At 68.8% G+C, this 24,139-nt stretch carries 24 protein-coding genes; 12 read left to right on the top strand and 12 right to left on the bottom strand.

From position 1 onward, the window contains the following. Positions 1-3 precede the first annotated feature (3 nt). From CTP10_RS17465 to CTP10_RS17430, 8 genes are all read right to left on the bottom strand, one after another. The gene (locus CTP10_RS17465; RefSeq protein WP_116319280.1) at positions 4-816 is read right to left on the bottom strand and encodes an SDR family oxidoreductase; all 813 of its coding nucleotides are present in this window, start codon (positions 814-816) and stop codon (positions 4-6) included. Positions 817-898: 82 nt separating this feature from the next. After that, positions 899-2,035 (bottom strand): ABC transporter substrate-binding protein, encoded by a 1,137-nt coding sequence (locus tag CTP10_RS17460; RefSeq protein WP_116319278.1) that lies wholly within the window; start codon positions 2,033-2,035, stop codon positions 899-901. Between the two features lie 275 nt (positions 2,036-2,310). Further along, on the bottom strand, positions 2,311-2,823 hold the full coding sequence (locus CTP10_RS17455) for a DUF1269 domain-containing protein (protein ID WP_116319276.1): 513 nt from the start codon (positions 2,821-2,823) through the stop codon (positions 2,311-2,313). A gap of 260 nt (positions 2,824-3,083) precedes the next feature. After that, positions 3,084-4,523 (bottom strand): acetate kinase, encoded by a 1,440-nt coding sequence (locus tag CTP10_RS17450; protein WP_116319274.1) that lies wholly within the window; start codon positions 4,521-4,523, stop codon positions 3,084-3,086. Positions 4,524-4,599: 76 nt separating this feature from the next. Beyond that, positions 4,600-5,499, bottom strand: coding sequence for a flagellin (locus tag CTP10_RS17445; RefSeq protein ID WP_116319272.1), 900 nt, complete (start codon positions 5,497-5,499; stop codon positions 4,600-4,602). Positions 5,500-5,509: 10 nt separating this feature from the next. Continuing rightward, positions 5,510-6,208 carry a C39 family peptidase gene (locus CTP10_RS17440; RefSeq protein WP_116319270.1) on the bottom strand — a complete coding sequence of 233 codons (699 nt, stop codon included), beginning with the start codon at positions 6,206-6,208 and terminating at the stop codon, positions 5,510-5,512. Then, positions 6,208-6,639, bottom strand: coding sequence for a hypothetical protein (locus CTP10_RS17435; protein WP_116319269.1), 432 nt, complete (start codon positions 6,637-6,639; stop codon positions 6,208-6,210). Before CTP10_RS17435 ends, CTP10_RS17440 begins: the two co-directional genes overlap by 1 nt. Before the next feature lie 186 nt (positions 6,640-6,825). After that, on the bottom strand, positions 6,826-8,493 hold the full coding sequence (locus CTP10_RS17430) for a hypothetical protein (RefSeq protein WP_116319267.1): 1,668 nt from the start codon (positions 8,491-8,493) through the stop codon (positions 6,826-6,828). A gap of 711 nt (positions 8,494-9,204) precedes the next feature. Here CTP10_RS17430 and CTP10_RS17425 point away from each other — a divergent pair. The 4 genes from CTP10_RS17425 to CTP10_RS17410 all read left to right on the top strand — a co-directional run bounded on the left by CTP10_RS17425 (position 9,205) and on the right by CTP10_RS17410 (position 13,041). Further along, complete coding sequence (locus tag CTP10_RS17425) at positions 9,205-9,987, top strand: GntR family transcriptional regulator (RefSeq protein ID WP_116319265.1); 783 nt, start codon at positions 9,205-9,207, stop codon at positions 9,985-9,987. Between the two features lie 92 nt (positions 9,988-10,079). Further along, positions 10,080-11,129: a tripartite tricarboxylate transporter substrate binding protein gene (locus CTP10_RS17420; protein WP_116319263.1), complete on the top strand. Its 1,050-nt coding sequence runs from the start codon at positions 10,080-10,082 to the stop codon at positions 11,127-11,129. A gap of 2 nt (positions 11,130-11,131) precedes the next feature. Continuing rightward, positions 11,132-12,460 (top strand): 3-isopropylmalate dehydratase large subunit, encoded by a 1,329-nt coding sequence (locus CTP10_RS17415; RefSeq protein WP_116319262.1) that lies wholly within the window; start codon positions 11,132-11,134, stop codon positions 12,458-12,460. Positions 12,461-12,519: 59 nt separating this feature from the next. Beyond that, positions 12,520-13,041 (top strand): LeuD/DmdB family oxidoreductase small subunit, encoded by a 522-nt coding sequence (locus CTP10_RS17410; protein WP_116319260.1) that lies wholly within the window; start codon positions 12,520-12,522, stop codon positions 13,039-13,041. Between the two features lie 41 nt (positions 13,042-13,082). Here the strand turns inward: CTP10_RS17410 and CTP10_RS17405 are convergent, their stop codons facing one another. Further along, complete coding sequence (locus tag CTP10_RS17405) at positions 13,083-13,778, bottom strand: phosphoribosyltransferase (RefSeq protein WP_116319258.1); 696 nt, start codon at positions 13,776-13,778, stop codon at positions 13,083-13,085. Between the two features lie 263 nt (positions 13,779-14,041). On the opposite strand from CTP10_RS17405, the gene CTP10_RS17400 reads away from it, so the two are divergent. Continuing rightward, entirely contained in the window at positions 14,042-14,221 is a 180-nt protein-coding gene (locus CTP10_RS17400; RefSeq protein WP_116319256.1) for a hypothetical protein, read from the top strand. An 8-nt stretch (positions 14,222-14,229) separates the two neighbouring features. Here CTP10_RS17400 and CTP10_RS17395 read toward each other — a convergent pair whose 3' ends face one another. Then, positions 14,230-15,132 carry a LysR family transcriptional regulator gene (locus tag CTP10_RS17395; protein ID WP_116319254.1) on the bottom strand — a complete coding sequence of 301 codons (903 nt, stop codon included), beginning with the start codon at positions 15,130-15,132 and terminating at the stop codon, positions 14,230-14,232. A gap of 149 nt (positions 15,133-15,281) precedes the next feature. Here CTP10_RS17395 and CTP10_RS17390 point away from each other — a divergent pair, with 149 nt between their 5' ends. Beyond that, the gene (locus CTP10_RS17390; RefSeq protein ID WP_116319252.1) at positions 15,282-15,740 is read left to right on the top strand and encodes a nucleoside deaminase; all 459 of its coding nucleotides are present in this window, start codon (positions 15,282-15,284) and stop codon (positions 15,738-15,740) included. Between the two features lie 10 nt (positions 15,741-15,750). Further along, positions 15,751-17,037, top strand: a complete 1,287-nt coding sequence (locus CTP10_RS17385; RefSeq protein WP_116319348.1) for a cyanate transporter — start codon at positions 15,751-15,753, stop codon at positions 17,035-17,037. On the opposite strand, the gene cynS is transcribed toward CTP10_RS17385, so the two are convergent. Then, positions 17,031-17,474 carry a cyanase gene (gene cynS / locus CTP10_RS17380; protein ID WP_116319250.1) on the bottom strand — a complete coding sequence of 148 codons (444 nt, stop codon included), beginning with the start codon at positions 17,472-17,474 and terminating at the stop codon, positions 17,031-17,033. The genes CTP10_RS17385 and cynS overlap by 7 nt on opposite strands. 68 nt (positions 17,475-17,542) lie before the next feature. Next, entirely contained in the window at positions 17,543-17,680 is a 138-nt protein-coding gene (locus CTP10_RS17375) for a hypothetical protein (RefSeq protein ID WP_199414570.1), read from the bottom strand. A gap of 570 nt (positions 17,681-18,250) precedes the next feature. Between CTP10_RS17375 and CTP10_RS17370 the strand changes: the two genes are divergently transcribed. From CTP10_RS17370 to CTP10_RS17350, 5 genes are all read left to right on the top strand, one after another. Then, positions 18,251-18,376 (top strand): hypothetical protein, encoded by a 126-nt coding sequence (locus tag CTP10_RS17370; RefSeq protein WP_255519748.1) that lies wholly within the window; start codon positions 18,251-18,253, stop codon positions 18,374-18,376. A gap of 73 nt (positions 18,377-18,449) precedes the next feature. After that, the gene (locus CTP10_RS17365; protein WP_116319248.1) at positions 18,450-18,767 is read left to right on the top strand and encodes a YXWGXW repeat-containing protein; all 318 of its coding nucleotides are present in this window, start codon (positions 18,450-18,452) and stop codon (positions 18,765-18,767) included. Between the two features lie 715 nt (positions 18,768-19,482). Continuing rightward, positions 19,483-20,433, top strand: a complete 951-nt coding sequence (locus CTP10_RS17360; protein ID WP_116319246.1) for a helix-turn-helix transcriptional regulator — start codon at positions 19,483-19,485, stop codon at positions 20,431-20,433. Between the two features lie 85 nt (positions 20,434-20,518). Next, entirely contained in the window at positions 20,519-21,463 is a 945-nt protein-coding gene (locus CTP10_RS17355) for a glycosyltransferase family 2 protein (RefSeq protein WP_116319244.1), read from the top strand. Positions 21,464-21,990: 527 nt separating this feature from the next. Next, positions 21,991-24,084: a polysaccharide biosynthesis protein gene (locus CTP10_RS17350; protein ID WP_376790656.1), complete on the top strand. Its 2,094-nt coding sequence runs from the start codon at positions 21,991-21,993 to the stop codon at positions 24,082-24,084. The last annotated feature ends 55 nt before the right edge of the window (positions 24,085-24,139 follow it).

Genomic DNA, 24,139 nt, shown 5'->3' with positions numbered 1-24,139 from the left:
CTGTCAGAAGTGGCCGAGGTAGCCGCCGTCGACCGCCAGCACATGCCCGGTGATGTACGACGCCGCCGGCGATGCCAGGAACACCGCCGCCCCCGCAATCTCGTCCGGGCGGCCCCAGCGGCCCAGTGAGGTGCGCTGGCGCAGCCACTCGGCCACGCTCGCGTCATCGACCATCGGCTGGTTCGGTTCGGTGGCGAAGTAGCCGGGCGCGATCGCGTTGACGGTGACGCCGAAGCGGCCCAGGTCGGCGGCCAGCGCGCGTGTCAGCGCATCCAGGCCGCCCTTGGTGGCGGGATAGAGCACGTCGCCCGCGCGCGCCACCTGGCCCGCGATCGAGCTGACGTTGACGATGCGGCCGTACTGCCCGCGCTGCATCCGTTGCGCGGCATGACAGCACAGCGTGTAGGGCGCGACCAGGTTGGTCTCGAGCATGGCGCGCAGGTCACCGGCATCGAGATGCGCCATCGAGTTTCGGTTGCGCGCGCCGGCGTTGTTGACCAGGATGTCGAGCCGGCCGTGGGCGGCGTCGATCCGCGCGAACGCGGCCTCGACCGCTGCTTCGTCGGTGATGTCCAGCACCAGCGCCTCGGCGCTGCCGCCGCGCGCGGCCAGCGTGGCGACCGCGTCATGCACGCGTGCCTCGCTGCGCGCCGCCACCAGCACGTGGGCACCGGCATCGGCCAGCCCGGCGGCGATCGCCAGGCCCAGGCCCTGCGCGCCACCGGTCACCAGCGCGACACGGCCCTGCAACGAGAATGGGGTACGGCCGGCTGCCTGGGGCACGCCGGCATCGGGGGATGAGGTAGGAGTAGCCATGCGGGCGAATATACCGCAGCAGGCCGGGCCACATTGCGCGCGCCGGCGTGCGCCACGTGGCCACGCCCGCCGGATCAGCGCATCAGCGGATCAGCTTGCCCGTGGACGAGACGATCGACATCTCGACGAAGGACGAGCCGGTGTGGCGCGTGGGACTGTAGCTGATCAGGATGCCGCCGAGATCGTAGTCGCGCAGGCCTTCGAGTGCGCTGACCAGGCGCTCGCGCGTCGGCTCGGGCCCGGCGCGGCGCAGTCCTTCGACCAGTACCTTGGCCGACATGAAGCCTTCCATGCCGGCGTTGGACGGCTCCACGCCCTGCTGCCGGGCCTGGCTGCGGTATTCGCTGGCGAGCGTCATCTGGCTGGAGTTGGTCCCCGGCACCACCTGCGTGATGATCAGCCCGCGCGCATCGTCGCCCAGTTCGCGGATAAAGGAGTCGGCGGCGTTGTTCGACAACGTGACGAACTGCGCCTGGCTGCCGGCGCGGCGCAGCTCGCGGATGATGCGCGCGGCTTCCGAGCCCGAGCCGATCACCAGCACCGCCTGCGGGTTGGCCTTGTTCATGGCGGCAACGCCCTGGCTGATGTCGCCCATCGGCCGCGCGAAGCTGACGCTCGCCGCCGGCTGCACGCCGCGCGCCTGGAGCGCGGTGGTAAAGCCTTCGAGCACGTCCTGGCCGAAGCCGTCGGTGGTGTGGAAGATGCCGATCCGGCTCATGCCGGTGGTGGCCAGGTGGTTGATCGCACGCGCGACTTCATCCTGGTATTTGGCACGCACGTTGAACACGTAGCGGTTCACTGGGCGGTGCAGCGTGATCGCGCCGGTCAGCGGCGCCACCAGCGGCACCTTGTGCTCGGCGACCAGCGGCAGGATGCTCTCGTTCTGCGGCGTGCCGCGCACCATGAACAGCGCGAACACCTTGTCTTCGTCGAGCAGCTTGCGCACGTTGTCCGGCGTGCGCTTGGCATCGAAGCCGTCGTCGTAGGTGACCAGCTCGATGCGCCGTCCGCCCACGCCGCCGCTGGCGTTGACGCTACGCAGGTAAACCTGTGCGCCGGCGATCTGTTCCTTGACCGAACCGGCCACCGGGCCGGTGATACCCGCCGACTGGCCGATGCGGATGGTATTGCGGGTCACGCCCGGCTCCGCCTGCGCCGTTTGCGCAGCCCATCCCAGCGTGGCGGCCAGCACGCCGCACGCGATCCATTTCGCTTTCATCGATTGTCCCCTCTTGTCTGTCGTTATTCTGTTGCGCGCCTGGGCGCGCTGCGCACTGTAAAGACAATGCGCCGTAGCGCAAATTACCGCATGCGTCACGTCAGGGCAAACAAGAGGTGGAGGGGTGTTGCAGCGGCATCACACCGGAACCGGATGGCGGTTCCGGCGTGGCCACCTACGCGCTAAGAGATGCGCGTGAGGGCGCGCCGCACGGGCGCGCGAGAGAGACTGCGAAAGCCCTTGCCGTCAGGACGGCAAGGCTTGCTGCGGACCGATCAGGGGAAGGCCGGCACTGCCGGATCGAGGCCGGCGAAGCGGGCTTCCGGGTGAGCGTTCTGCAGCAGCGTTTCGATTTCCTCGACGCGCCCGCGCGGCACGTCGACCATCAGCAGGATCTTGCCCGACTCGATGTCCTTCTCGAACGCGCGCAGGCGGCTGTTGGGCGCCGAGCTGCCGATCATGCTCGCGGCCCAGGCGCCGAACACCGCGCCGAGCACCGCCAGCACGCCGACGAGGCCCCATTGCGGCGTATCGCTGACGATCGGGAACATCGCCACCACCGCGCCAGCCACCACGCCCACGCCGCCGCCGACCACCAGGCCCATTTCCGCGGCATGGACGATGTCGGACGTCTGGAACAGGTTGGCTTCGTGCAAGCCCGTCATGTCGGCACCGTCGCGCGCCACGAAGTGGATGTGGCGGTTCTCGACGCGGGCGAGCAGCAAGTCGTCCATCGTGCGGCGGGCGCTCGCCAGGTCGGGCAACAACCAGAAGATGCGTTTGCGCATGTCTCTCTCCTTGTTCAGGCCGCGCCGATGGTGTGGGTAGACCGGTGAGAAAGTACCGCTGACGGCGCGGGGTTATTTCGTTGTACGCCGTTCGGGGGGCAAGCGCAAGGCAACTTCTGGAGCGCTTGGCATGCGCGCGCGCATGTGATGCGCGCGCGTGCCCTGCTGGTGCAAGGCACGCGTCACGTGAGCGAAATACGGCGGGAAAGCGCCTGGAATAGCGCTCCGAAAAGCGCCTCGACAGGCGCGGCGAAAGCGCCTCAGAAAGTGATCGGCAGGCGCAGGTTGACCTGCAGGTCGGGAGTGTCGCGCGTCAGGCCCGCACCCACCGACAGGTTCAGCGTGTAGCGGTCATTGAAGCGATACGAGTAGCCCACCAGCAGCGTGCCCTGCGTGATGCGCACCGAGCCCGGCACGGTCTGTCCGTTCTGCTTGGTCGGCCAGATGATGGCCTGGTCATAGCCGATACTGAACGACGCCTTCTCGTTGAGCGACAGGCCCATGCCGAAGCTGAACTCGAAGATATCGCCCGGGGCGATCTTGCCAAGGTTTTCGGTCTGGCCGTTGAGTACGGTGCGGCTGACGTTGTTGCGCGCAAAGTTGTGCAGGTAGCTGAAGGTGCCGAAGAACACCGCCGGATCGGTTGGCAGCAGCCAGGTGATACCCGGCTGGAGCGCCTGGAAGCCGGTGCCGGTCGGCAGCCCGAGCGGCAGGCCGGTGCCGGTGGTATTGCCCACGCAGCGCGTCACGCAATCGGTCACCACTTCGAACGGATCCTTGCCGGTGGCCGACTTGTAGCGCAGCCAGCCGACGAAGTACGGCATCTTCTCGTTGCCGTAGTTGAGCTGGTAGCGCACCGTCGCTTCGACGTCGCCCAGGCCGGCGCCGCTGGCATTGAACACGTTGTCGACGGCGGTGCCGGTAAAGACCTCGCGGCTGATGGTCGAGCCGGAAGTCTTCACGTAAGGCACCTTGGCTTCGATTTCAAACCGCTTGGTCACGCCATAGCGCAGCGCGATCGACGGGATGTAGGTCGAGGTCTTGACCTCGCGCACGTCGAGCAGGCCGATCAGGATGGCGGGGATGACCGTGTAGCCGACCAGCGCCACGCGGTTGTTTGACGAGTAGCCGTACTGGAAGCCAGGCTCGACCACCAGCTTGCCCTGCGCGGTCAGCACGCCGGGCTGGTCGATGATCGGCGCGATCTCGGGCGGCCGGGTCTCGCGCTCGGGCGGACGGCCCACGGGCTCTTCCACGGCCACGGTCTGCGGGTTGGCGGACTCGCCCGCCTGCGGGCCCTGCGCGACATCCTGCGGCGGCTGCAGCGTGATCTGCTGCGGGTTGTTGACCGCATTGGGCGCGCTCTGCGCCGCGCTGGCCGCCGCTGCAGCGGTGGCGGCATTGGTGGCGTTGTTGGACGGCGACACACCGCCGCCGACACCCTGGCCGCCGCGCTTGGTGGCCAGCACTTCGTTGCTGATGACGCTGCGCAGCTCGCGGATGACTGCCTCTTGTTCGGCCAGTGCCCGCTTCATGGCGTCGAGCTGGGTGGCCTGATCGGCGAGTTCCCTTTGCAACGTTTCCAGGCCCGCTGCGGGGACGCCCGCATCGGTCGGCGTCTGGGCCTGTGCCAGGCCGCCGAGCAACAGCAACGTCGAGCATCCGGCATTCCGGATGCCCTGCATCGACCGCTTCTTCATCACGTCTTCCTCCCCCGGGACGGGCGGGCTGTTGGTCAGGAGCCCGCAACCTGTACTGCCCTCTGCTGCGCTACGATTACCTCATGCTGGCGGCCCGCATCAACGCATCCTGCAGCGTCGAGTTAGCCAATTGCGACCGGAAAGCCTGCAGCGTATTCACGCTTGCGTCGATTGTCATCAGGCTCCGGATGCTCTGGTTGTCCATGCTGTTCTGAATCACCGTGGTGGGCGTGCCGGCCAGCGATCCCACCGCGGCCGCGTTGCCAGCGCCGTTCTGGATGACATTGAGCAACCCGTTGGTCGTCACCTGGCCAGTGCCCGTACTGACGACCGTGCCGGGCAGGCCGGCAGCCCCGCTGGCACTGGCGCTGCCACCCGCGGCCGCCGAGGCTGAGGACGAGCTACCTCCGGCAGCGCCCGCTGCCGACGCCGAAGCGCCGGCACTGCCTGCACTGCCTGCACTCGCACTGCCGCCACTGGAGCCCAGTTGCGTGCCTGCGGTGACTGGATTGCTGGCCAGCGCGGCGTTGACCGACGCGTTGGTGGCATTGACGATTGCCGGACCGAGCGAAGTTGCCAGCCGAGCCGCCTGGTCCGCTGTGATGCGGCTGACGTCCGGGATGTTAATGCTGGTTGCGACGACCAGGGCCCCGTTGATGTACACCGCGCGTTCGATACCGAACGCAACTTGCAGGCCCGGCATCTCGAAGCCGCCCCGCATGTCGTCGAGCTTTTCTTGTGCGACCGGCTTCCAGCCGGCCATGCTGCCGCGCGCGGCAGCCACGGGTGAGTTGTCCTGGTCGCGGGCCGACGTGGCCGCCTGCGACGGCAGCGCCGACGGGTCAAGGCTGTCGGGCTGCGCTAGCGAACCGGCATGCGCCACGCCGGCACAGGCCAGACCGGCACCGAGCAGCATCGCCGCCGCCGAAATGGCGGTTCGCGGTGCAGCAGGGGTCGGGAGGGAAGTCTGCAACATGATGCATTCCTCAGAAGTCGCCAACGCCATGCTTGGGCATGACGGTGAAGAACAGGCTATCCCGGTTGACTCCCATCCAGTAAGGGCCGCTGGGCGCCAGGCGCCAGTCCGCAGCCACGTTGAAGCGTGCGTTGTCCGTGCGGTTGTGGATCACGAACAACAACTGGCTCTGCCAGATCTTCTCGAAGTGCTCGCGTGAAAGCGCTCTCGTGCCGCGCGCGGGATCGCCGACGAGTACGCGGTTGCCTTTCACACCCTTGACCACCACGAAATGGTGGTAACCGTTTTCCACGATCAGCACGATGGCAGGGATCTGTGTTTCCTCGAGCTTGGACAGCGGCAGCTCATAGCCGTCCGCCTCATAGCCCAGCGCGCCCAGGAAACGTTTCATGTCCAGCAGCGAGAACCCTTCGGCACGTATCTTTTCCTGGTCGCCGTTGAGGTACATGTTCTGGAACACCGTGGCCTCGTTCATCGGATGGCCGTACTGGTAAGTCAGCAGCGTGGCCACCGCGGCCGAGCCGCAGCTGAAATCGTATTGCTGGCGAATCGTGGATTTGAAGCGCGCTTCGCGAACGCTGGTGACCCTGACGCTGTAGGGTTCGCCGACCGGACCGTAGAGATAGACATCCGCGGCGTTGGCACAGGGGATGAGCCCCGCCGCCAGTGCGAACGGAACAGACGCCAACAGGTTGCGCAGCAGCTTCATCATCTGAACTGGACGTTGACGATCGTTGCGTTCTGGATCAGCACGTTGGAGCCGGAGTTCTGGATCGCGGTAGGTATGCCGGCCGCGTTCGCGAAAGCTCCTTCGGTGATCCGGTTTGCGCCGGATACGACATTGACCGCGGCGTTTTCAGCGACCGTGCCGTGCAGGCGCATATCGTTCACGGTGACCTCGGCGCCACCGCGGATATCGTCTAGTTTAGACACGGGTACAGCTTTCGCCACCCCGCCAAACAAAGTATTGACTGCGGCGGGAGGCGTTGTATCTGTCGCCGCCTGCTGAGTGCCTGCCGCAGCACTGCTTGCGGCAGCCATGGCGGCTTCCAGCCCCGGCGGCTCTGCGTGAGCCTGCAGTGCTGGCCAGGCCAGCAGGACCGTCGTGAGTGCTCCGACGGCAAAGCGGACCGTTTGCATGGTGTCATCCTCCCCAGCCCCGCGCGCGCGCCATCCGGGCGGCAGCGAAGACATTTAGGCTTGCGTAGGCATGGACAGGAACCTGGCGCCCGCGCACAGGATGCGGGCGCCAGTCCTGCCGGCAAGACTTCGAAGTGGCGGCCCGTCCTGGCACAAGGCTCAGGCCGGGCCGATGCTGCGCGCGTCTTACCTGCCCGCGTTGACGTTGGCCTGAACGTTCACGCTCATTTGCGTCAGCGAGGCGGCGCCGCTGTTCTGGCTCGCCATCATGACGCCCGCCGCGGTCTGACCAACGCTGGTCATGACGTTGGACATATTGAACGTACCCGCGTCGACGTAGTTGTAGCCGCCAGCACCACCAGCACCGCCAGCGCCGCCGTTGCCGACACCGCCAACGCCACCGGTACCGCCGGTGCCCGCACCGCCAGCACCACCGGAACCGCCGGCGCCGCCGCTACCCGTGGTAGCGCTGCCGTTCGAGGCTGAAGTGCTGGCGCTGCCTGCAGATGCCGCACCGCCAGCGCCACCGGCGCCACCGGAAGCAGTCTGCGTGCCGCCGGCACCGCCAGTGCCCGAACCCGCGCCGCCAGTCGACGACGAGGCCGCGGTGTTCGTGCCGCCGGCACCGCCACTGCCCGTGCCCGCGCCGCCAGCTGCCGTGGCGCCCGCACCGTTCGTGCCACCGGCACCGCCGGAGCCGCTGCCCGCACCACCGGTCGCCGATGCGCTGGAGGTTCCGGCACCGCCTGTGCCACCGGTAGCGCCCGCGGCGCCGCCCGTGCCAGAGCCAGCACCAGCCGTATTGGTCCCGGTCGCGCCTGCGCCGGCACCCGCACCGCCCGCACCGCCCACGTCGGCACCGCGGCCATTGGCGCTGCCACCCGCACCACCCGAGCCACCTGCCGCACCGGCCAGACCGCCAAGGGCGCCGCTGGCACCCAGGGCATCACCACCGATCGCACCGGCGCTGCCGCCGCGGCCGCCTGCACCGAGCGAAGCGCTCAGAGCACCGCCACCCTTGCCAACGCCGTCGCCACCGCTGGCGCCCGCGGCACCTGCCGCGCCAAGCGCGCCGCCGCCCTTGCCGTAGCCGTCGCCGCCGCTGGCGCCCTTGGCGCCCGCCGCGCTAAGCGCGCTGCCACCCTTGCCATAGCCGTCGCCGCCATTGGCACCCCAGTTGGAGGCACGTCCGCCGTCGCCGCCATCGCCGGCCTTGGCCGAGCCGGCCTTGGCCCAATCAGCCGTGGCGCTGCCATTGGAAGCGCTGGCGCTGCCGCCCGCGGCGCCGACTGCGCCGTTGCCGCCCGAGCCACCCTGGCCGGTGCCACCGGCGCCGCCCGTGCCACCCTTGCCACCGTAGCCAGTGCCGCCGTTGGCGTTACCGCTGTTAGTGGCAATGTTGCCGATGCCATAGACATTGTTGCCGCTCACGGCGCCGTTCAGCTTGCTGAGCGCGATTGCCGTGGTCTTGTTGAAGGAGCTGGCAATGCTGGACGATGCGGCACCGCCGACGGCAGCGGCGCTGCCGAGACCGGAGGCCGAAGCCTTCGTTACGTTGTCGGAATTGCTCTTGGTCTTGTTATTCGAGCCAGACTTGTCGATGCCGACCGTGACGGTGTTGGTCTTCGTGCTCGTGCTGCTGTCGGTGAACGTACGCGAGCTGTTGTCGTTCGCCTGGATAGCCTTCGAATATTCATTCGCCGACGCTCCGGACCCGCTTTGCGTCGAGGTTGCCGTAGCGCTCTGATTGTTATCGCCACCGCCTCTTACGCCATCGTTGTTGGTGGTCGGATTTGCCCACGCGGAACTCGCAAATGCCATGGCAATTGCCGACGCCAGTAAGGTCTTTTTCATTCCTAGCTCCCAGGAGTATTCACAGTGTCACTGCGGCTCAGCCTCCGGCCGGCGCTCAAGTCCGGAACGACGGCTGGAGGTTCAGGTCCGGCACCTGCCAAACCGACCAGCCCTTGCGCATAATCGGTGCCAGCTTCTCCACGTCGGACGGCAAACCCTTGTAATACAAGGCCTGCCTGCCGCCAGCCGGGGAACTTTCTGGCCGCTTGCGCCATCAATGGGGGCCCGGCCGCTGTGCACGGCAAACGACATGTCACATCGGTGTGACAGCGCCCCCTGACGCGGCTCAGGGGTAACGCCAAGACCCTAAAAAAACCCATTAATTTTCAAAGCCTTACCGACGGACCTAGGATTTGCCCGAGGCGCCATGCCACGTATCGGGCCTGAAACACGATCCCCGAGGTGCCGCCCCCGCCGCCCATGTGGGCTCCCACACATAGCGGTGATGTCCGTTTTTCGCCGCACGGTTCCGGCCATCGTTGCCTTCACCCGGGCGGGGTGCCACCCGGCCCCGGCGCGGCGCCACCGGCACGCGCGCGGCCGATGGCGTGTGATCGGCCACAGGCTTGGCGCAAAGGGGCGGTCATGCTGCAGCGCCGCGCGCGGAGGTTGTATCCGAAGCGTCTCAGCCGCGATCCTTGCTAGGCTCTATGTCTGATTTACAGTACATTAGAGGCATTACAGACTTGTCATCTCTCCACAAGGGAAACCATGAGTGAAGCCGTCGTTCCCCTGTATCACCAGATTTACGTGGTACTGCGCCAGCAGATCGTCGAAGGCCGCTTCGGCCAGGGTCCCCTCCCGGGAGAGATCGACCTGGCCAAGCAGTTCCACGCCTCTCGCGTGACCATGCGGCGCGTGTTTGACCGCCTGGTGCAGGAAGGCCTGGTGCGGCGCCACCGCGGTCTCGGCACCTTCGTCAATCCGCACCCGGTGCGCCCCGCATCGGCCACCGAGGAGCGCGGCTCCAGCCTGCTCGACAACATCATCGACATGGGCCAGAAGACGTCCGTGAAGGTGATTTCGATCGACGAAGTCCATGCCACGCCCGACGTGGCAGAGTCGCTGGGGCTGCAGCCGGGCGACCCTGTCATCAAGATCGTGCGCGTGCGCCACTACCGCAACCGGCCGCTGTCGCATATCACGGTCTACCTGCCCGCGGACCTGGGCCGCCCGATCTCGCGCAAGGCGCTCGAGGAAACGCCGGTGCTGCGCCTGCTCGAAGCCGGCGGCGTCAAGCTGGGCCGTGCCAGCCAGGTGCTGTCGGCGCGCCTGGCCGACGTGGTGGTGGCGCCGCTGCTGGACGTGCCGGTCGGCGGCGCGCTGCTGGCGGTGCGCCGCGTGGTGAAAGACCAGGCCGGCCGCCCGGTGCAGCTGCTGCTCGGCCAGTACCGTCCCGACCGCTACGAGTACCGCATGGAACTGTCGCCCGCCGGCGTGGACAGCGCCAACGTCTGGGTGGAAAGCGAAACCCGCCCGGGCCTGCGCGACTAAGCCTGCCCGCGCGCCGCTAAGGCAAAGGATGCGCGGGCACCCGGAGTCGGGCGATACTGCGCTCTCCTGATCACATCAAGCGAGGAGTCGTCATGCCAGTGTTCCGCCTGGTTTCGTCCAGCCCGACCCGTTTGTCTCCGCCCGCGCACGCTCGCCGCACCGCGCTGCGCCGGGTTGCCGCCATGGCCGCCTGCGGGCTGATCCTGCCGCTCGCCGCCGCCGCCCAGGGGCAGGGCCACGGGCAGGGGATTGCCGGCGGCAAGCCGATCCGGATCCTGGTGGGCGCCCCCGCCGGCGGCACCACCGACACGCTGGCGCGCACCATCGCCCAGGAGATGTCGCAACTGCTGGAGCAGTCCGTGGTGGTCGAGAACCGCCCCGGCGCCGGCGGCAATATCGCCGCCGACCTGGTCGCCAAGAGCGCGCCGGACGGCAGCACGCTGCTGATGAGCTTCACCAGCCACACCATCAACGCCACGCTGTACAAGAAGCTGCCGTTCGACCCCGTGCAGGATTTCACGCCGATCACCCTGGTCGCCACCGTGCCAAGCGTGCTGGTAGCCACGCCCAGGCTGCCGGCCAATAACGTGCCCGAGCTGATCCGGCTGGCGCGCGCGCAGCCGGGCAAGCTGAACTTCGCCATCGGCTCGGTCGGCTCGTCGCTGCACATGGCCGGCGACATGTTCAAGATGATGACCGGCACCTATATCGTCAACATCCCGTACAAGGGCACCGCGCCGGCGCTCACCGACGTGCTGGCCGGCCAGTGCGACCTGATGTTCGCCAGCACGATCAACGTGCTGCCGCACGTGCGCGCCGGCAAGCTCAAGGTGCTGGGCGTGACCAGCCCGGCGCCGCTGCCGCAGTTCCCGGGCGCCGCGCCGATCGGCGCGACCGTCAAGGGCTTCGAGTCGAGCGCGTGGTTCGGCCTGTTCGGGCCGGCCGGCATGCCGGCCGAACTCACCCAGGCGCTCTACCAGGCAGCCCGCAAGGGACTGGAATCGCCGGCGGTGCGCAAGCGCCTGGAAAACGACGGCGCGCAGCCGGTTGGCATGGCGCCCGAGGCGTTCGCCGGCTTTGTCCGCCAGGACGTGAAGCGCTGGGCCTCGGTGGTCAAGTATTCGGGGGCATCGCCGGAATGAGCATGCTTGCGGACTCCCCTTGCGCCGAGGCAACTGCCAGGCCGGCAACCACGAGGCCGGCGACGCTGGCCCAGAAGCTGGTCGCCCGCGCGGCCGCGCTGGACTACGCCGAGATCGGCACGGTGGCGATGTGCCGGGTCGACCTGGCGATGTCGCATGACTCCAGCGGCCCGCGCCGCGTCGCGCCACTGCTGCAGGAGCTTGGGGTGGGCGTGTGGGACCCGTCGCGCTACGTCGTGGTGACCGACCACTTCGTGCCGGGTGGCGATGCACAGGCCGAATCGATCCTGCGCTTCACCCGCGACTGGACGCGCCAGGCCGGCGCCGAGCTGATCGATGCCGAGGGCATCTGCCACGTGGTGCTGCCCGAACGCGGGCATGTGCTGCCGGGCCGGTTGATCGTCGGCGGCGACAGCCACAGCCCGACCGGCGGCGCGTTCGGCGCCTATATGTTCGGCGTGGGCGCCACCGAGATGGCCGGCGTGTTGGCCACCGGCGAGATCTGGCTGCGCGTGCCGCATACGATCCGGCTGGAATGGGACGGCGTGCTCGCACCCGGGGTCTGCGCCAAGGACATCATGCTGTTCCTGTGCGCCACGCTCGGCATGGGTGGCGGACGCTACGAAGCGCTTGAATTCACCGGCAGCGCCGTCGCCGCGCTGCCGCTGCAGGAGCGCATGACACTGGCCAACATGAGCGCCGAACTGGGCGCGCAGACCGGCCTGGTCGCACCCGATGCGGTCACGCTGGACTGGCTGGCCCAGGCCGGCGTGCCGGCGCACGTGCTGGCGCAGATCGACCTGGCGCACTGGCGCACTGACGCGCAGGCGCCGGTGCTGGCGCACCACCGCTTCGACTCCGCCGCGCTGGCGCCGCAGGTGGCCGCGCCGCATTCGCCGGCCAACAGCGCGCCGGTCGACCAGGCCGCCGGCGAGCCGGTGCAGATCGCCTACCTTGGCGCCTGCACCGGCGCCAAGCTCGAAGACCTGCGCATGGCCGCGCGCGTGTTGCGCGGCCGCCGCGTTGCACCGGGCGTCACGCTGCAGGTGGCCGCCGCCTCGCGCCGCGACCAGCAACAGGCCGAACGCGAAGGCACGCTCGCCATCCTGGCCGAGGCCGGCGCCAGCCTGCTGCCCAATGCCTGCGGCGCCTGCGCCGGCTATGGCGCCGCGCGCTTTCCCGCCGGCAGCCGTGCCATCGCCTCGACCGCCCGCAATTTTTCCGGACGCATGGGCGATGCGGGCAGCGCGGTGTGGCTGGGTTCGCCGATGACCGTGGCCGCCAGCGCCGTCACCGGCCGCATTACCGACCCGCGCACCTTGCTGGCATAAATCATCAATAACGACGCAGCCTGACCACGTGCCCGCGCAGGCGGGCCAGATCTCTTTGCATGACTGCCCCTACCATCCCAACCCCGGGCCCCGCCCCGGCCGGCCGCATCTGGCGTTTCGGCGATAACGTCGACACCGATGCCATGGCCCCTGCCGTGCTGATGAAATCGCCGCTGCCCGTGCTGGCGCGGCACTGCCTGGCGTCACTGCGCCCGGAGTTTCCGGATAGCGTGCGACCGGGCGATGTGGTGGTAGCGGGCGCCAACTTCGGCATCGGCTCCTCGCGCGAGCAGGCGCCACAGGCGCTGCGCGAGCTGGGCGTAGGCGCGGTGGTAGCACTGTCGTTCGGCGGGCTGTTCTACCGCAATGCGATCAACCTGGGCTTGCCGGTGCTGGTATGCGCGGACGCCGGCCGGCTGGCCGACGGCGCCCGGGCGGCGCTGGACCTGGAGACCGCGTTGCTGCGCCTGGACGATGGCAGCACGCTGGCGTGCGAGCCGATCCCGGGCTTCCTGCGCGAGATCCTCGCCGCCGGCGGGCTGGTGCCGCACCTGAAGCGGCGCCTGGCCGCCCGGAACTGAGGCGGCCTGCTTGTGCCGGCCTGCTTGTGCCGGCCTGTGCGTCAGCCGGCGCGCGTCGTGGCCGCCTGGCGCAGCAGCCCGAGTGCCTCGTCGTCGCTGGTCTGGGTGAAATCCAGGTAGAAGGAGCCGACCGCGCCGAAGTTGGGCGGCGTGTTCAGGCAGATCACCTCGTCGGCGGCGGGCTGCAGGCTGGCCAGCCCTTCCAGCGCGCCAACCGGCGTGGCCGCGATCACGCGCGCGGCGCCGGCCATGCGCACGCCTTCCAGTGCGGCGCGCATGGTCGCCCCGGTGGCAACGCCGTCATCGACCACGATCACGGTACGCCCGGCCCGCGTCGGCACCGGCGCCCCACCGCGATAGCGCTGCTGGCGCCGGGCGATCTCGTCGAGCTGGCGCCCGCGTTCGGCATCGAAGCTGCCGCTTTCCACCGCGCGGCGCGCCCAGGGATCGTCGTTCACCACCGTATGCGGCCCGCCGCCGCCGGCATCGCCCTCGACTACGGCGCCCAGCGCCAGCTCCGGGTAACCGGTGGCGCCGATCTTGCGCACCAGCAGCACGTCAAGCTGCGCCGCGAGGGCGCGCGCCACCTCGAAGGCGACCGGCACGCCGCCGCGCGGGAGCGCCAGCACCAGCGCCGGCTGGCCCAGCTTGTCGGCGCCGAAGCCCAGTTCCGCCAGGTGGCGGCCGAGGTAATGGCCGGCTTCGCGGCGATCGGCAAAGCACGGTGGGACTGGCATGGCGCGCTCCCGGTTGGCTGGCTGGCCGGCCGGGAGGGTTCCCGGCCGGGGTGGCCCTTCGGCCAATATAGACCCTGCCGCGCAAGGCGTCGGCGCAACTCGCGAGTTGTTCTCATCCGCCGTCAACGTCACCCAAGGCGCCATGATTGGATGCGATTGCGCAACAGTGTGTTCAAGGCAGGGGGGCTGATCCCGGCCGCCTGGCGCATTAGGATTGTTGCGTTGCCAACCGCCGGCCCGGCCGGCCCTTCGACGCACTGAAAATGACTTCGCAAGCCCTTGCCCTGCACCCTGCCCACCAATCCGACGCCACCGACGCCGCCAGCCTGAACGCGCCCGACATCCCCTTCGGCTCGCTCGAGGCCGCCGCGCTCGCCGAACTGCCGTACACCTTCCGTCCGTCCGGCACCTGCACCGGCTACTACAACGAATTCTTCGGCTGACCGTTGCGCTAGCCTGCTTCCGGCGCCGCGGCGCCGGGGGCCGGGTTGGGGTCCATCACGCGGTCACACAGCGCAGCCAGGCGTGCGGCCATGTCGCGCGCCGGGGCCTGCAGGTCCGGCTGCGCGTGCAGGCTGAGTTCGACGTCGGGCACCTGTGCCGGCCAGCCGCCGCCGTCCAGCACCTGGTGGTGCGCCGTGGCCAGCCGCCGCGGCAGCAGTGTGATGCCGAGCCCGTCCGCCACCGCGGCCAGGATGCTGGCGAGGCTCGCACTGACAAAGGCGATGCGCCAGCGCCGCCCGCCGGCATCGAGCGCGTGCGTCATCTCGCCGCGGTACAGCCCGCCGGCGGGAAACGCCACCAGCGGCACCGGATCGCGCGTCACCGCCGGGCGGCTGCGGCTGTCGATCCAGCAGAGCGGCTCGGGCCAGCTGGCCATGCCCGGTGCCTGCGCCACGCGCTGCTTGACCAGCACCAGGTCCAGCTCGCGATCCTGGAAGCGCTGCCACAGCTCGTGGCTCATGCCGCTGGTCACTTCCAGCCGAACCCCGGGCCAGTCGTCGGCAAACCCGGCCAGCACCGGCGTCAGCGGCCGCGCGGCAAAATCTTCCGGCACCCCGATGCGGATCTCGCCCTGGCCGGCGCTCTGGCGCAACTGCCCGACCGCTTCGGCCATCAGCTGCTGCAGGCGGCGCGCGTAGCCCAGCAGCCGCTCGCCTTCCGGCGTCGTCACCACGTAGCGCCCGCCGCGATCCAGCAGCACGCAGCCGAGCTGGTCTTCCAGCCGGCGCACCTGCTGGCTGACGGTCGATTGCGTCAGGTGCACGCGCTGCGCGGCGCGGGTAAAGCTGCCGCTTTCCGCCACGGCAACAAAACTCTGCAACAGCACGGGATCGAGTCGGGGGTCCTGCATGGCCGGCCTTTCATTGGGTTTTCCACTGCAGGCGATTTCATCATTTAATTTCCCAATCACCAAGCCCCGGCGTAGAGTGTGCAGCCTGCCAACAGCCATGCCGCAAGTCTTGCGAGCGTGGACTCACTTATTCGGATCCCTGCAAAACCATGACCACTCACCAGGAATTCATGCGCGAGGCGGTGCGCCTTGCCGCGGCCAACCGCGACCGCGGCGGGCGTCCCTTCGGTGCCGTGCTGGCCATCGACGGCCAGGCCATTGCCACCGGCGTCAACGATATCGTGCACAGCCACGACCCGACCACCCACGCCGAAATGGAAGCGGTGCGGGCCGCGGCGCGCAAGCTGGGCCGTCCGGATCTGCGCGGCAGCGTGGTCTACGCCAGCGGCCACCCCTGCCCGATGTGCCTGGCGGCCATGACCATGGCCGGCGTGCAGGCGGTCTACTACGCCTTCGACAACAACGACGCCGCGCCCTACGGCATGTCCAGTGAAGCCGCCTACCAGGCGCTGCGCCTGCCGCTGGATCCGCCGCCGCTGCCGCTGACGCGCGTGGCGGTGGAACTGTCCGCCGCCCAGCTTTACGGCCCGCGCTCCCCGCGCGGCTGACATGGCGGACATGGCACAGGCATCCGACCTCGCCAGCGCCCCGGCGTGCGCTCGCAGCAGGGGAGCCCCGGCGCGCTGGCTGGTGCTGGCGGCAGTGGCGGGCATCGGCCTGAACCTGCGGCCGTTCCTGACCGCGGTGGGGCCGCTCGCGCCGTCGATCCGCGCGGGCACCGGGCTTACGTACCAAGGCATGGCCTGGCTGACGTTGCTGCCGATGCTGCTGATGGGCGTGGGCGCGTTCTTCGGCCCCGCGCTGCGTGCACGCCTGGGCGCGCGCAACGCGGTGCTGGGGGCGCTGGCACTGCTGGGCACGGCCTGCGCGCTGCGCCTCGGCGTGACCGGCGGCGGCTGGCTGATCGCCTCGGCGGCGTTGTGCGGGCTGGGCGTGGCCGTGGTGCAGGCGGCCTGCCCGGGACTGGTCAAGCAGGAATTCCCGGGCCGCGTGGCCCCGGTGATGGGGCTGTACTCGGCCGCGCTGATGGGCGGCGGTGCGCTGGGGGCGCAGCTCTCGCCGTACGTGACAGAGCTGTCCGGCAGCTGGCGCGAGGCGCTGGCGCTGTGGTCGCTGCCGGCGCTGGCCGCGCTGGCGCTGGCATGGGTGGCGCTGCCTCGCGCCACCGCGACTGCCACGGCCACCGCGGCGCGCCAACCGTCGCGCGGCGCCACGCGCGCCTTGCTGCGCCGGCCGCGCACGTGGCTGCTGATGGGATGCTTTGGCGTGATGAACGGCGGCTATGCCTCGCTGGTGGCGTGGCTGGCGCCGTTCTACCAGGGGCATGGCTGGAGCGCGCCCGCCAGTGGCGCGCTGGTGGCGCTGATGGCCGTGGCGCAGGCCGGCGCGGCACTGCTGCTGCCGGCGCTGGCGGCACGGCGCGTGGACCGGCGCGGGTGGATGGTGCTGGCGCTGGCGATGCAGGTGACAGGCTTTGCCGGGCTGGCGCTCTGGCCCGACGCGGCACCCTATGCCTGGGCCATGATCGGCGGCGCGGGGCTGGGCGGCTGCTTTGCGCTGTACCTTGTGGTGGCGCTGGACCACCTGCCCGACCCGGACAGCGCCGGCACGCTGAGCGCGCTGATGCAGGGCGGCGGCTTCCTGCTGGCGGCACTGGCGCCGTGGCTGACCGCGATGCTGCAGGCCCATACCGGCGGTTTTGCCGCCGGCTGGTGGTACCACCTGGGCTGCGCCGCGCTGGTGGGCGTGCTGACGCTGCGGCTGGACCCGGCCGGCTATGGCGCGGCTTATGCCGCGCCGGCGTCCGCGGTCACGGCGCGCGCCGCCGCTGACAGCCCTCAGTAAGTCTTGTAGGGCAGGAACTTGCCCGACATCTCGATGCGCACCCGATCCCCGTTGGGGTCGGCTTCGCGCTGCAGGTCCATGCGGAAATCGATCGCGCTCATGATGCCGTCGCCAAACTCCTCGTGGATCAGTGCCTTGAAGGTGGTGCCGTACACGCTGATCAGTTCGTAGAAGCGGTAGATCAGCGGATCGGTCGGCACCGCCGTTGGCAGCGAGCCCCTGTACGGCACCTCGCGCAGCCAGGCCTCTGCCTCGGGCGGCAGCCCGAAGATTTCCGTCACCGCGCGCGCCCCGGCCGCGTCGAAAGCCATCTGGCCGAGGCACGCGGCCGTCGTCCATTCCTTGCTGCGGCCGACGCGCTCGGCAACCTGCGCCCAGGTAATGCCGCGCCGGACCTTGGCTTCGATGATGAGATCGGTGACTTCGCTGCGGTTCATGCTGACTCCGTGACAATGGCGTGGATGGATCGAAGCCATGCGGAGCGCCACCGCCCGTTGGCGGCAGGTCAGCGAGTCAGCGCGGTTTCGACCGTGGCCGTGGCATCCGGCGCCTCCAACTCCTGGGGCAGCGCGAACAGCGCCGCGGCGGGTGGCGACAGTCCCTGCAAGAACTGCAAGGCAAGCACGATGAGCATGATTGGCATGGCGCCTCCTTCAAGCACACGTGGCAGATTCCGCTTCCTGGCCCGACCGGGCTCCGTCTGGCAATGGCCCAGGCGCAAGCTTCGTGCCATTGGCGCGGTGGCCCGGAGCGGCCGTACCCCGGCCTTCCGGGATCCCGCGCGCACCGTAACGAACCCATCCGGTACGCAGCGCGAGCCATGCTGAAGCATGCTGCACCGTCCGGGCCCATCTGCGCAAGACCCCGGCAAACCCGCCGACCGTACCCGTTTCTGCGTCGCCGCGGCAATGCGCCCGCCACCATCACGCCGCTACCCTGGCGCCGCCAGCGGGCTCCCGTTTGCTTGCAAGATCTATTTCCGATGTAACGTCACATTACGCCATCCGTGCGCTTGCCGCACCCTTCGGCAGTGCCGCTCCCGCGCCCCGCGAGCCTTGCCGCGCAAGGCTCCGCAGGCATCGCCAGGCACCGCGCGCCCGATCTCGCGCGATTCAGCGCCATGTGAGACAGCCTTACAAGTGCAAGCACGCAGCGAGGGGGCCGGTCGCTACATTGAAGCCGTGTCCAACGCGATCCCGCAGGAGCCCAAGAAATGAAACGCGCCCTCTCCCTGGTCGTGCTGCTGTCCACCACGGCCGCACTGCTTTCCGCCTGCATCGTCGTGCCGCCGCGCGGCGGACCGCCGCCCCGCTACCACCATCACTACGACCGGTATTGATCCACGGATTGATCCACAAACCGATTGACTGATCGACTGTCTGCCTTAACGACCGCCCACAAGGAGCCTTCCCATGAAACGCCAGCTCATGCTTGCCGCAGCCGTCCTCGCCACGGGCGGCGCCTTCGGCCTCATCGCCCCCGCCGAAGCCCATCCCACCGCCGAGGCCCGCGGCTATGGCCATCCGCCGCCGCCGCCGCGCTATGAGCCGCATCCCGCCGCACGCCGCGGCCAGGTCTGGGTGCCCGGCCACTGGGCCGGCGCGCGCGGCCGCTACGACTGGCGCCCCGGCTACTGGCAGGCGCAGCGCCCGGGTCACCGTTTCGTGCCCGACCGCTGGGTGCGCGGACCGCAGGGCTGGGTGATGCGCCCCGGCTACTGGACCCGCTGACGAACCCGCTGACGGACCAGGGTCCCGGTACCGGCTTGCCACCCTGTCGGACGCAGTTGGTGGCAAGCCCGGTGCAGGCCGGTGCACGAGCCGTTCCAGGTCTCATTCCGAGGGTGTAGCACCCCCTCATCCAGAAGCACTAGGCCATGCGCCCGAGCGGGTCATTTATCGCGCAGATATATTACGAAACATCGTATCAAGCTGCCGTTTCATAATTGCGTCACCTGCATGCACCATATATTCCGTACACCCCACTATAGGGTTACCAAACCCTCTCATGAGGGCTTCGAATAATGCGATCTGTTTCAGTGCTGCAACCATTTTAAAAACAAGTGTCACATCGGTGAAACTGCCGAAACCCGCTGCCAGGGCGGCGTTTGCGGAACCTGGTATGGCGCATTCGGGTGAATTCTTAAAGGATTATGACGGGCCTGTCATTCCCACCCTGTCTCGTCCCAATTCAGCTCGCTTGCAATCCACTCAACCAGCCCATAAGATGAATTTAAGCCGATTTAGGAGCGAGAATCTTTCGGGTTCGGGTTCGGGTCAACCATCCAGCCATCGACAAGTTCCATCCAGAAGAACGGGACTGCCGGGGCATGGAAGCATGGGGGTCATACACACGGTCAGACACTAATGGTGGCTGCCGTCCTGCACTGTCCTCCATACGCAAAGCGTCCCGCAGTCCGCTCCCGAGTAACGGGGAGTGAAGTCAATGAACGCGTTGCTGATCGAGGAGCATCCGCTGCTCCGGCTCGGGCTGTTGCAGATGCTCGAGAACATCCAGGAATCCGCCCAGGTGGCAGCCATTGCGCCCGCGGACATCGCCAGGCTCGATAGCCGGCACCACCATGCAGACCTGCTCGTGTTCGGCATGCCCGCCGAACCCGGTCCGGGCTGGGCACAACTCGAACAGGCCCAGACCTTGCTGCAGCCGCAGCGTGTGCTGATCCTGGCCGACGTGTTGCCCTTGCACGTGCCCAATCCGGAAAGTGCCCGCGGGGTGTGCGGCTGCCTGCCGAAAACTGCCTCGCTGGCGGTAATCGAGGCGGCCATCCGCCTGGCCATATCGGGAGTGCAAGGCCTGCTGTTCTCGGCCGAGACCGGAGCCACGCCTTCTGCCTCGCGTTCAGCCATGCCGGCGGTGCAGTCGCTCGCCTCGGCAGCGCCGCTGCCCTTGCCGGCGAGCCTGCCCACCGATTCGCTCTCGCTCGCCTCCTGCGCCAGTGCGCCGCGCAGCATGCCGCGCGCTGCCGTGGCGGTGCGCGACCTGACCGACCTGAGGCCGGGCCAGCCATTGGCCGCGCCAGCTGCCCCCAGCGCAGTGCCGATGGCCGAGGAAGAGCCGAGCTACGGCGAAGCCGAAATGCTCAAGATCACGCCGCGCCAGTACGAAGTGCTGGTGCTGCTGGCACGCGGCTACCCGATCAAGACGGTCAGCCGCATGCTGAACATCTCGGTGGCGACGGTGAAGAGCCACGCCTGCACGCTGTACCAGCGGCTCAAGGTGCGCAACAAGGGCGAAGCGGTCTACGCCGCCCTGCAGCGCGGCGCGACGCTGGAGTGGGTCAGCGGCGACGAACCGTTCACGCGCGACAGCAGCCGCTCGGTGGTGGGTTCGCCGCACGCAGAAGCCCCGTTCCGCAGCACCAGCCAGACGCTGTAGCAGCTTCACTGGCACCGCGCCGTGCCCGCGCCAGACGGCGCCGGCGCGCGTGCCAGCCTCACGCCGAACATCGGAGGGGTCAACCATGCCGGCAAGCACTTTCCTGCCCACCTTTTCGGTGTGCATCCTTACGTGCGACCATCCCGAGGGACTACAGCGCGCGCTGCAGTCGGTCGCCGAATCCACCATGCCGCCGCACCAGCTGATCGTCACCGACGACAGCAGCGGCTACGCCACGCGCGAGATGATGCGCCGCGACTATCCGGACATCACTTACCTGGAAGGCCCGCGCCGCTCCGGGGCTGCCAACCGGAACCGCTCCTTGCGCGCGGCCACCGGCTCGCACGTGTTGTTCCTGGACGACTGGACCCTGCTGGGCCCGACCTTCCTGCAGCAGATGACCGAGTGCATTGCCGACGACCATATCCGCCGTGCCACGGCCGGCTGCGCAACGCCGCTGATCCTGACCGGCACCGAGGTGTGCCAGGGCCAGCCGGGACGCCCGCGCAAGCCGGCGTTCCTTGGCGACCCCACGCAGGACTACCGGCGCGGCGAACGCCTGAGCTCGGTGCTGCTGCACAGCGCGGTGTTCCCGCGCGAGCTGTTCGAGCACGTGCACTTCGATGAGCAGCTTGCCGGCGGCTATGACGAGTTCGAGCTGACCGGCCGTGCGGTCCAGGAGCTGGGCTACCGCATCGAGCTGGTCACAAGCGCGGTCAACCAGCGCCTGCCTGCCACACGCCCCGCGGCGCGCGCAGAGCGCGCCGGCCCCGCCTGCGAAGCCGCGCGCCTGTATGTGGCCTGCCAGCGCTACCGGCGCGGCCACCGGCGCCCGGTGAAGGCGGCCCTGTTCCTGCTGCTGGCGCTGCCGCACGCGCTGGGCCGCGACCTGCGCACCGCAGGCGCGCGCGGCGCCGGCGATTTCTACGCCACCGCGGGCTGCCTGTGGCAGTTGCTGCGCGGGCCGCGCACCGAACTGGGCGAGCGTGCCGGCACCGCGGGGCTGGGCACCCCGCTGCCGCGCGACTGAGCGACATGCAAGCCCGGGCCATGACCCGGGCGTACCCATTTCTGCGGGCCACAAACAAGCGCCTGCGTATCGTCCGTCGATGCCTCGGCGGTGCCCGTTCTCCCGCCTGGCAGGGCCTGCAACGCCGCCTTGCGGCCCCGCGATGTCCTCTCCCCCGGGCCGGCATGCGTACCCGTTTCTGCGCACACGCGCCGCGCGCCCCGCCCTTCGCCCCACCCGCCGTATCCGCGTTCGGCAGCGCACGTAGCCTAATTGCGCCACCCCGTGCAGACACGATAGCTTTCAGTAAAGCGATTCACACCGGCACGTCGTGCCGCGTGAAGCGCCGCCAGTAGCCGGCACGCAACGTACCGGCGGGTGGCGTTCGCCCTGAACGGGAACAAGAAGAGCCGTGCCATGAACACACCGATATGGATGCTTAGAGCGGTACCCGCCCCCTGCCGGTCCCAGGGCGTGCGGACAGCAATGACGATGTTGGAGGCGATGCCGGACGGCATGGCCCGACTGACGTGGCAGGAGGTGCGCCCATGACCGGCATGCGCTTGCCAAGTCCCGTGTCCCTGACGCGCCGGCAGAAGATCGTCGTGATGATGACGGTCGACCTGCTCGCGTTGCCGCTGTGCTTCACGCTGGCGCTGCTGCTGCGTGCCGGCGACGGCGGACTGATCCTGCAGTACGGGATGCTGCCGCCGCTGTTCATCGCGGTGCTGACGATCCCGGTGCTGGCCTTCAGCGGACTCTACCGGACCGTGCTGCGGTATATCGACCTGAAGGTGCTATGGGCGGCCGGCATCAGCATGGCGGCCCTGGTCGGGCTGACCTACGCCGTATCGTTCCTGATCAACGATAGCCGCCTGCCGCGCGCAGGCCTGCTGATCTACTGGTTCATTGCCTTCGCCTACGTGGTGATCTCGCGTTTCCTGATCCGCGCCCTGGTACGGCGAACCCAGCTGTGGCGCACCTCCCGCGGCCATCCGACGCGGCATGTCGCCATCTACGGTGCCGGCGAGGCCGGCTTCCAGCTCGCCAGCGCCATGCGCGCCAGCGTCGACCACGAGGCCGTCTGCTTCTTCGATGACGATCGCTCGCTCGGCAACCACACGTTCGCCGATTTGCCGGTGTTCCATACCTCGCGCCTGAAGGCAGAGTTGCAGCGGCTGGGCGTCGACGAAGTCGTGCTGGCGGTGCCATCGCTGTCGCCGGAGCAGCGCAAGCGGATCCTGGACAAGCTGCACCGGTGTGGCGTGAGCGTGCGCACCCTGCCCACGCTGCTGGAACTGGTAGACCGCAAGATCACCATGCAGTCGATCCGCGAAGTCAAGCTGGAGGACCTGCTCGGCCGGCCTCCCGTGCCGCCGCGCGAGGCGCTGTTCGCCAAGTGCACGCACGGCAAGGTTGTCATGGTGACTGGCGCAGGTGGTTCCATCGGCAGTGAGCTGTGCCGCCAGGTCGCTTCGCAGCAGCCACGCAAGATCATTCTGCTCGACCATTCCGAGTGGGCGCTGTACATGATCGAGCAGGACCTGCGCCGCACCTTCCCCGGGGTGCAGCTGATGGCGCGCATCGGCTCGGTGTGCGACGCCAATGCGGTGGCCGCGGCAATGCAGGGCCAGCAGGTCGACACGATCTACCACGCCGCGGCGTACAAGCACGTTCCGCTGGTCGAGGACAACATGCCCGAAGGCATTCGCAACAACGTGCTGGGCTCGCTCACCATCGCCAACATGGCCGATCGCTTCGGCGTGCAGACCTGCGTCCTGGTCTCGACCGACAAGGCCGTCCGGCCTACCAATGTGATGGGCGCGAGCAAGCGCATCGCGGAGCTGATCTTCCAGGCCGCCGCGGCCCGGCCCGGTACCCGCACGGTCTATGCGATGGTCCGCTTCGGCAATGTGCTCGGGTCTTCCGGCTCGGTGGTTCCGCTGTTCCGCAGCCAGATCGAAGCGGGCGGGCCGATCACGATCACCCACCCGGATGTCATCCGCTTCTTCATGCTGATCCCCGAGGCCTCGCAACTGGTGATCCAGGCCGGCGCCATGGCGCGCGGCGGCGAGGTGTTTGTGCTGGACATGGGGCAGCCGGTGCGCATCGTGGACCTGGCCAGGACGATGATCGAGATGGCGGGGCTGGTGGAACGCACCAGCAAGAACCCGAACGGGGACATCGAGATCGCGTTCGTCGGCCTGCGCCCCGGAGAAAAGCTTTACGAAGAGCTGCTGATCGGCGGGCAAGTCACGCCGAGCGAGCACGAACGCATCATGTGCTCGGAGGAGCCGCGCCTGGAGGAGACGGAACTACGGGAAAAGCTGGCCAGGCTCTACGCGGCCTGCGACTCCCGCGACGAGGTCAGCATACAGACGGCGGTGCAGTCGATCGTGCCGGAATATGCACCATACTCCTCGCTCGGCGAGTCTTCGCGCAAGCCGGAGCGGACCGTGCCGGCAGACAGCAGTCACGGCAGCCACGGCAGCCACGATGTGCAGGAAGAAGCCAGGGCACCGCGGCAGCTCGGGCCGCTGCCGGTCGCGCTGCGCCGGGTCGCGTTCCAGGCGGGCAGCCAGCCCGAAGCCGGCAGCGAAGTCGAACCGGCTGGGTTGCTGGGCTCGGGCAAGCTGCTCTGATCCGCTCACGGCCAGGGGGCAACCCTCCCTGGCGCGCGCATAAAAAGAAGGCCGC

This window comes from Cupriavidus sp. P-10 (assembly GCF_003402535.2).
Classification (GTDB): domain Bacteria; phylum Pseudomonadota; class Gammaproteobacteria; order Burkholderiales; family Burkholderiaceae; genus Cupriavidus.
Note: the sequence above shows the minus strand (reverse complement) of the source record. Positions and strands in the feature narration are given on the sequence as shown.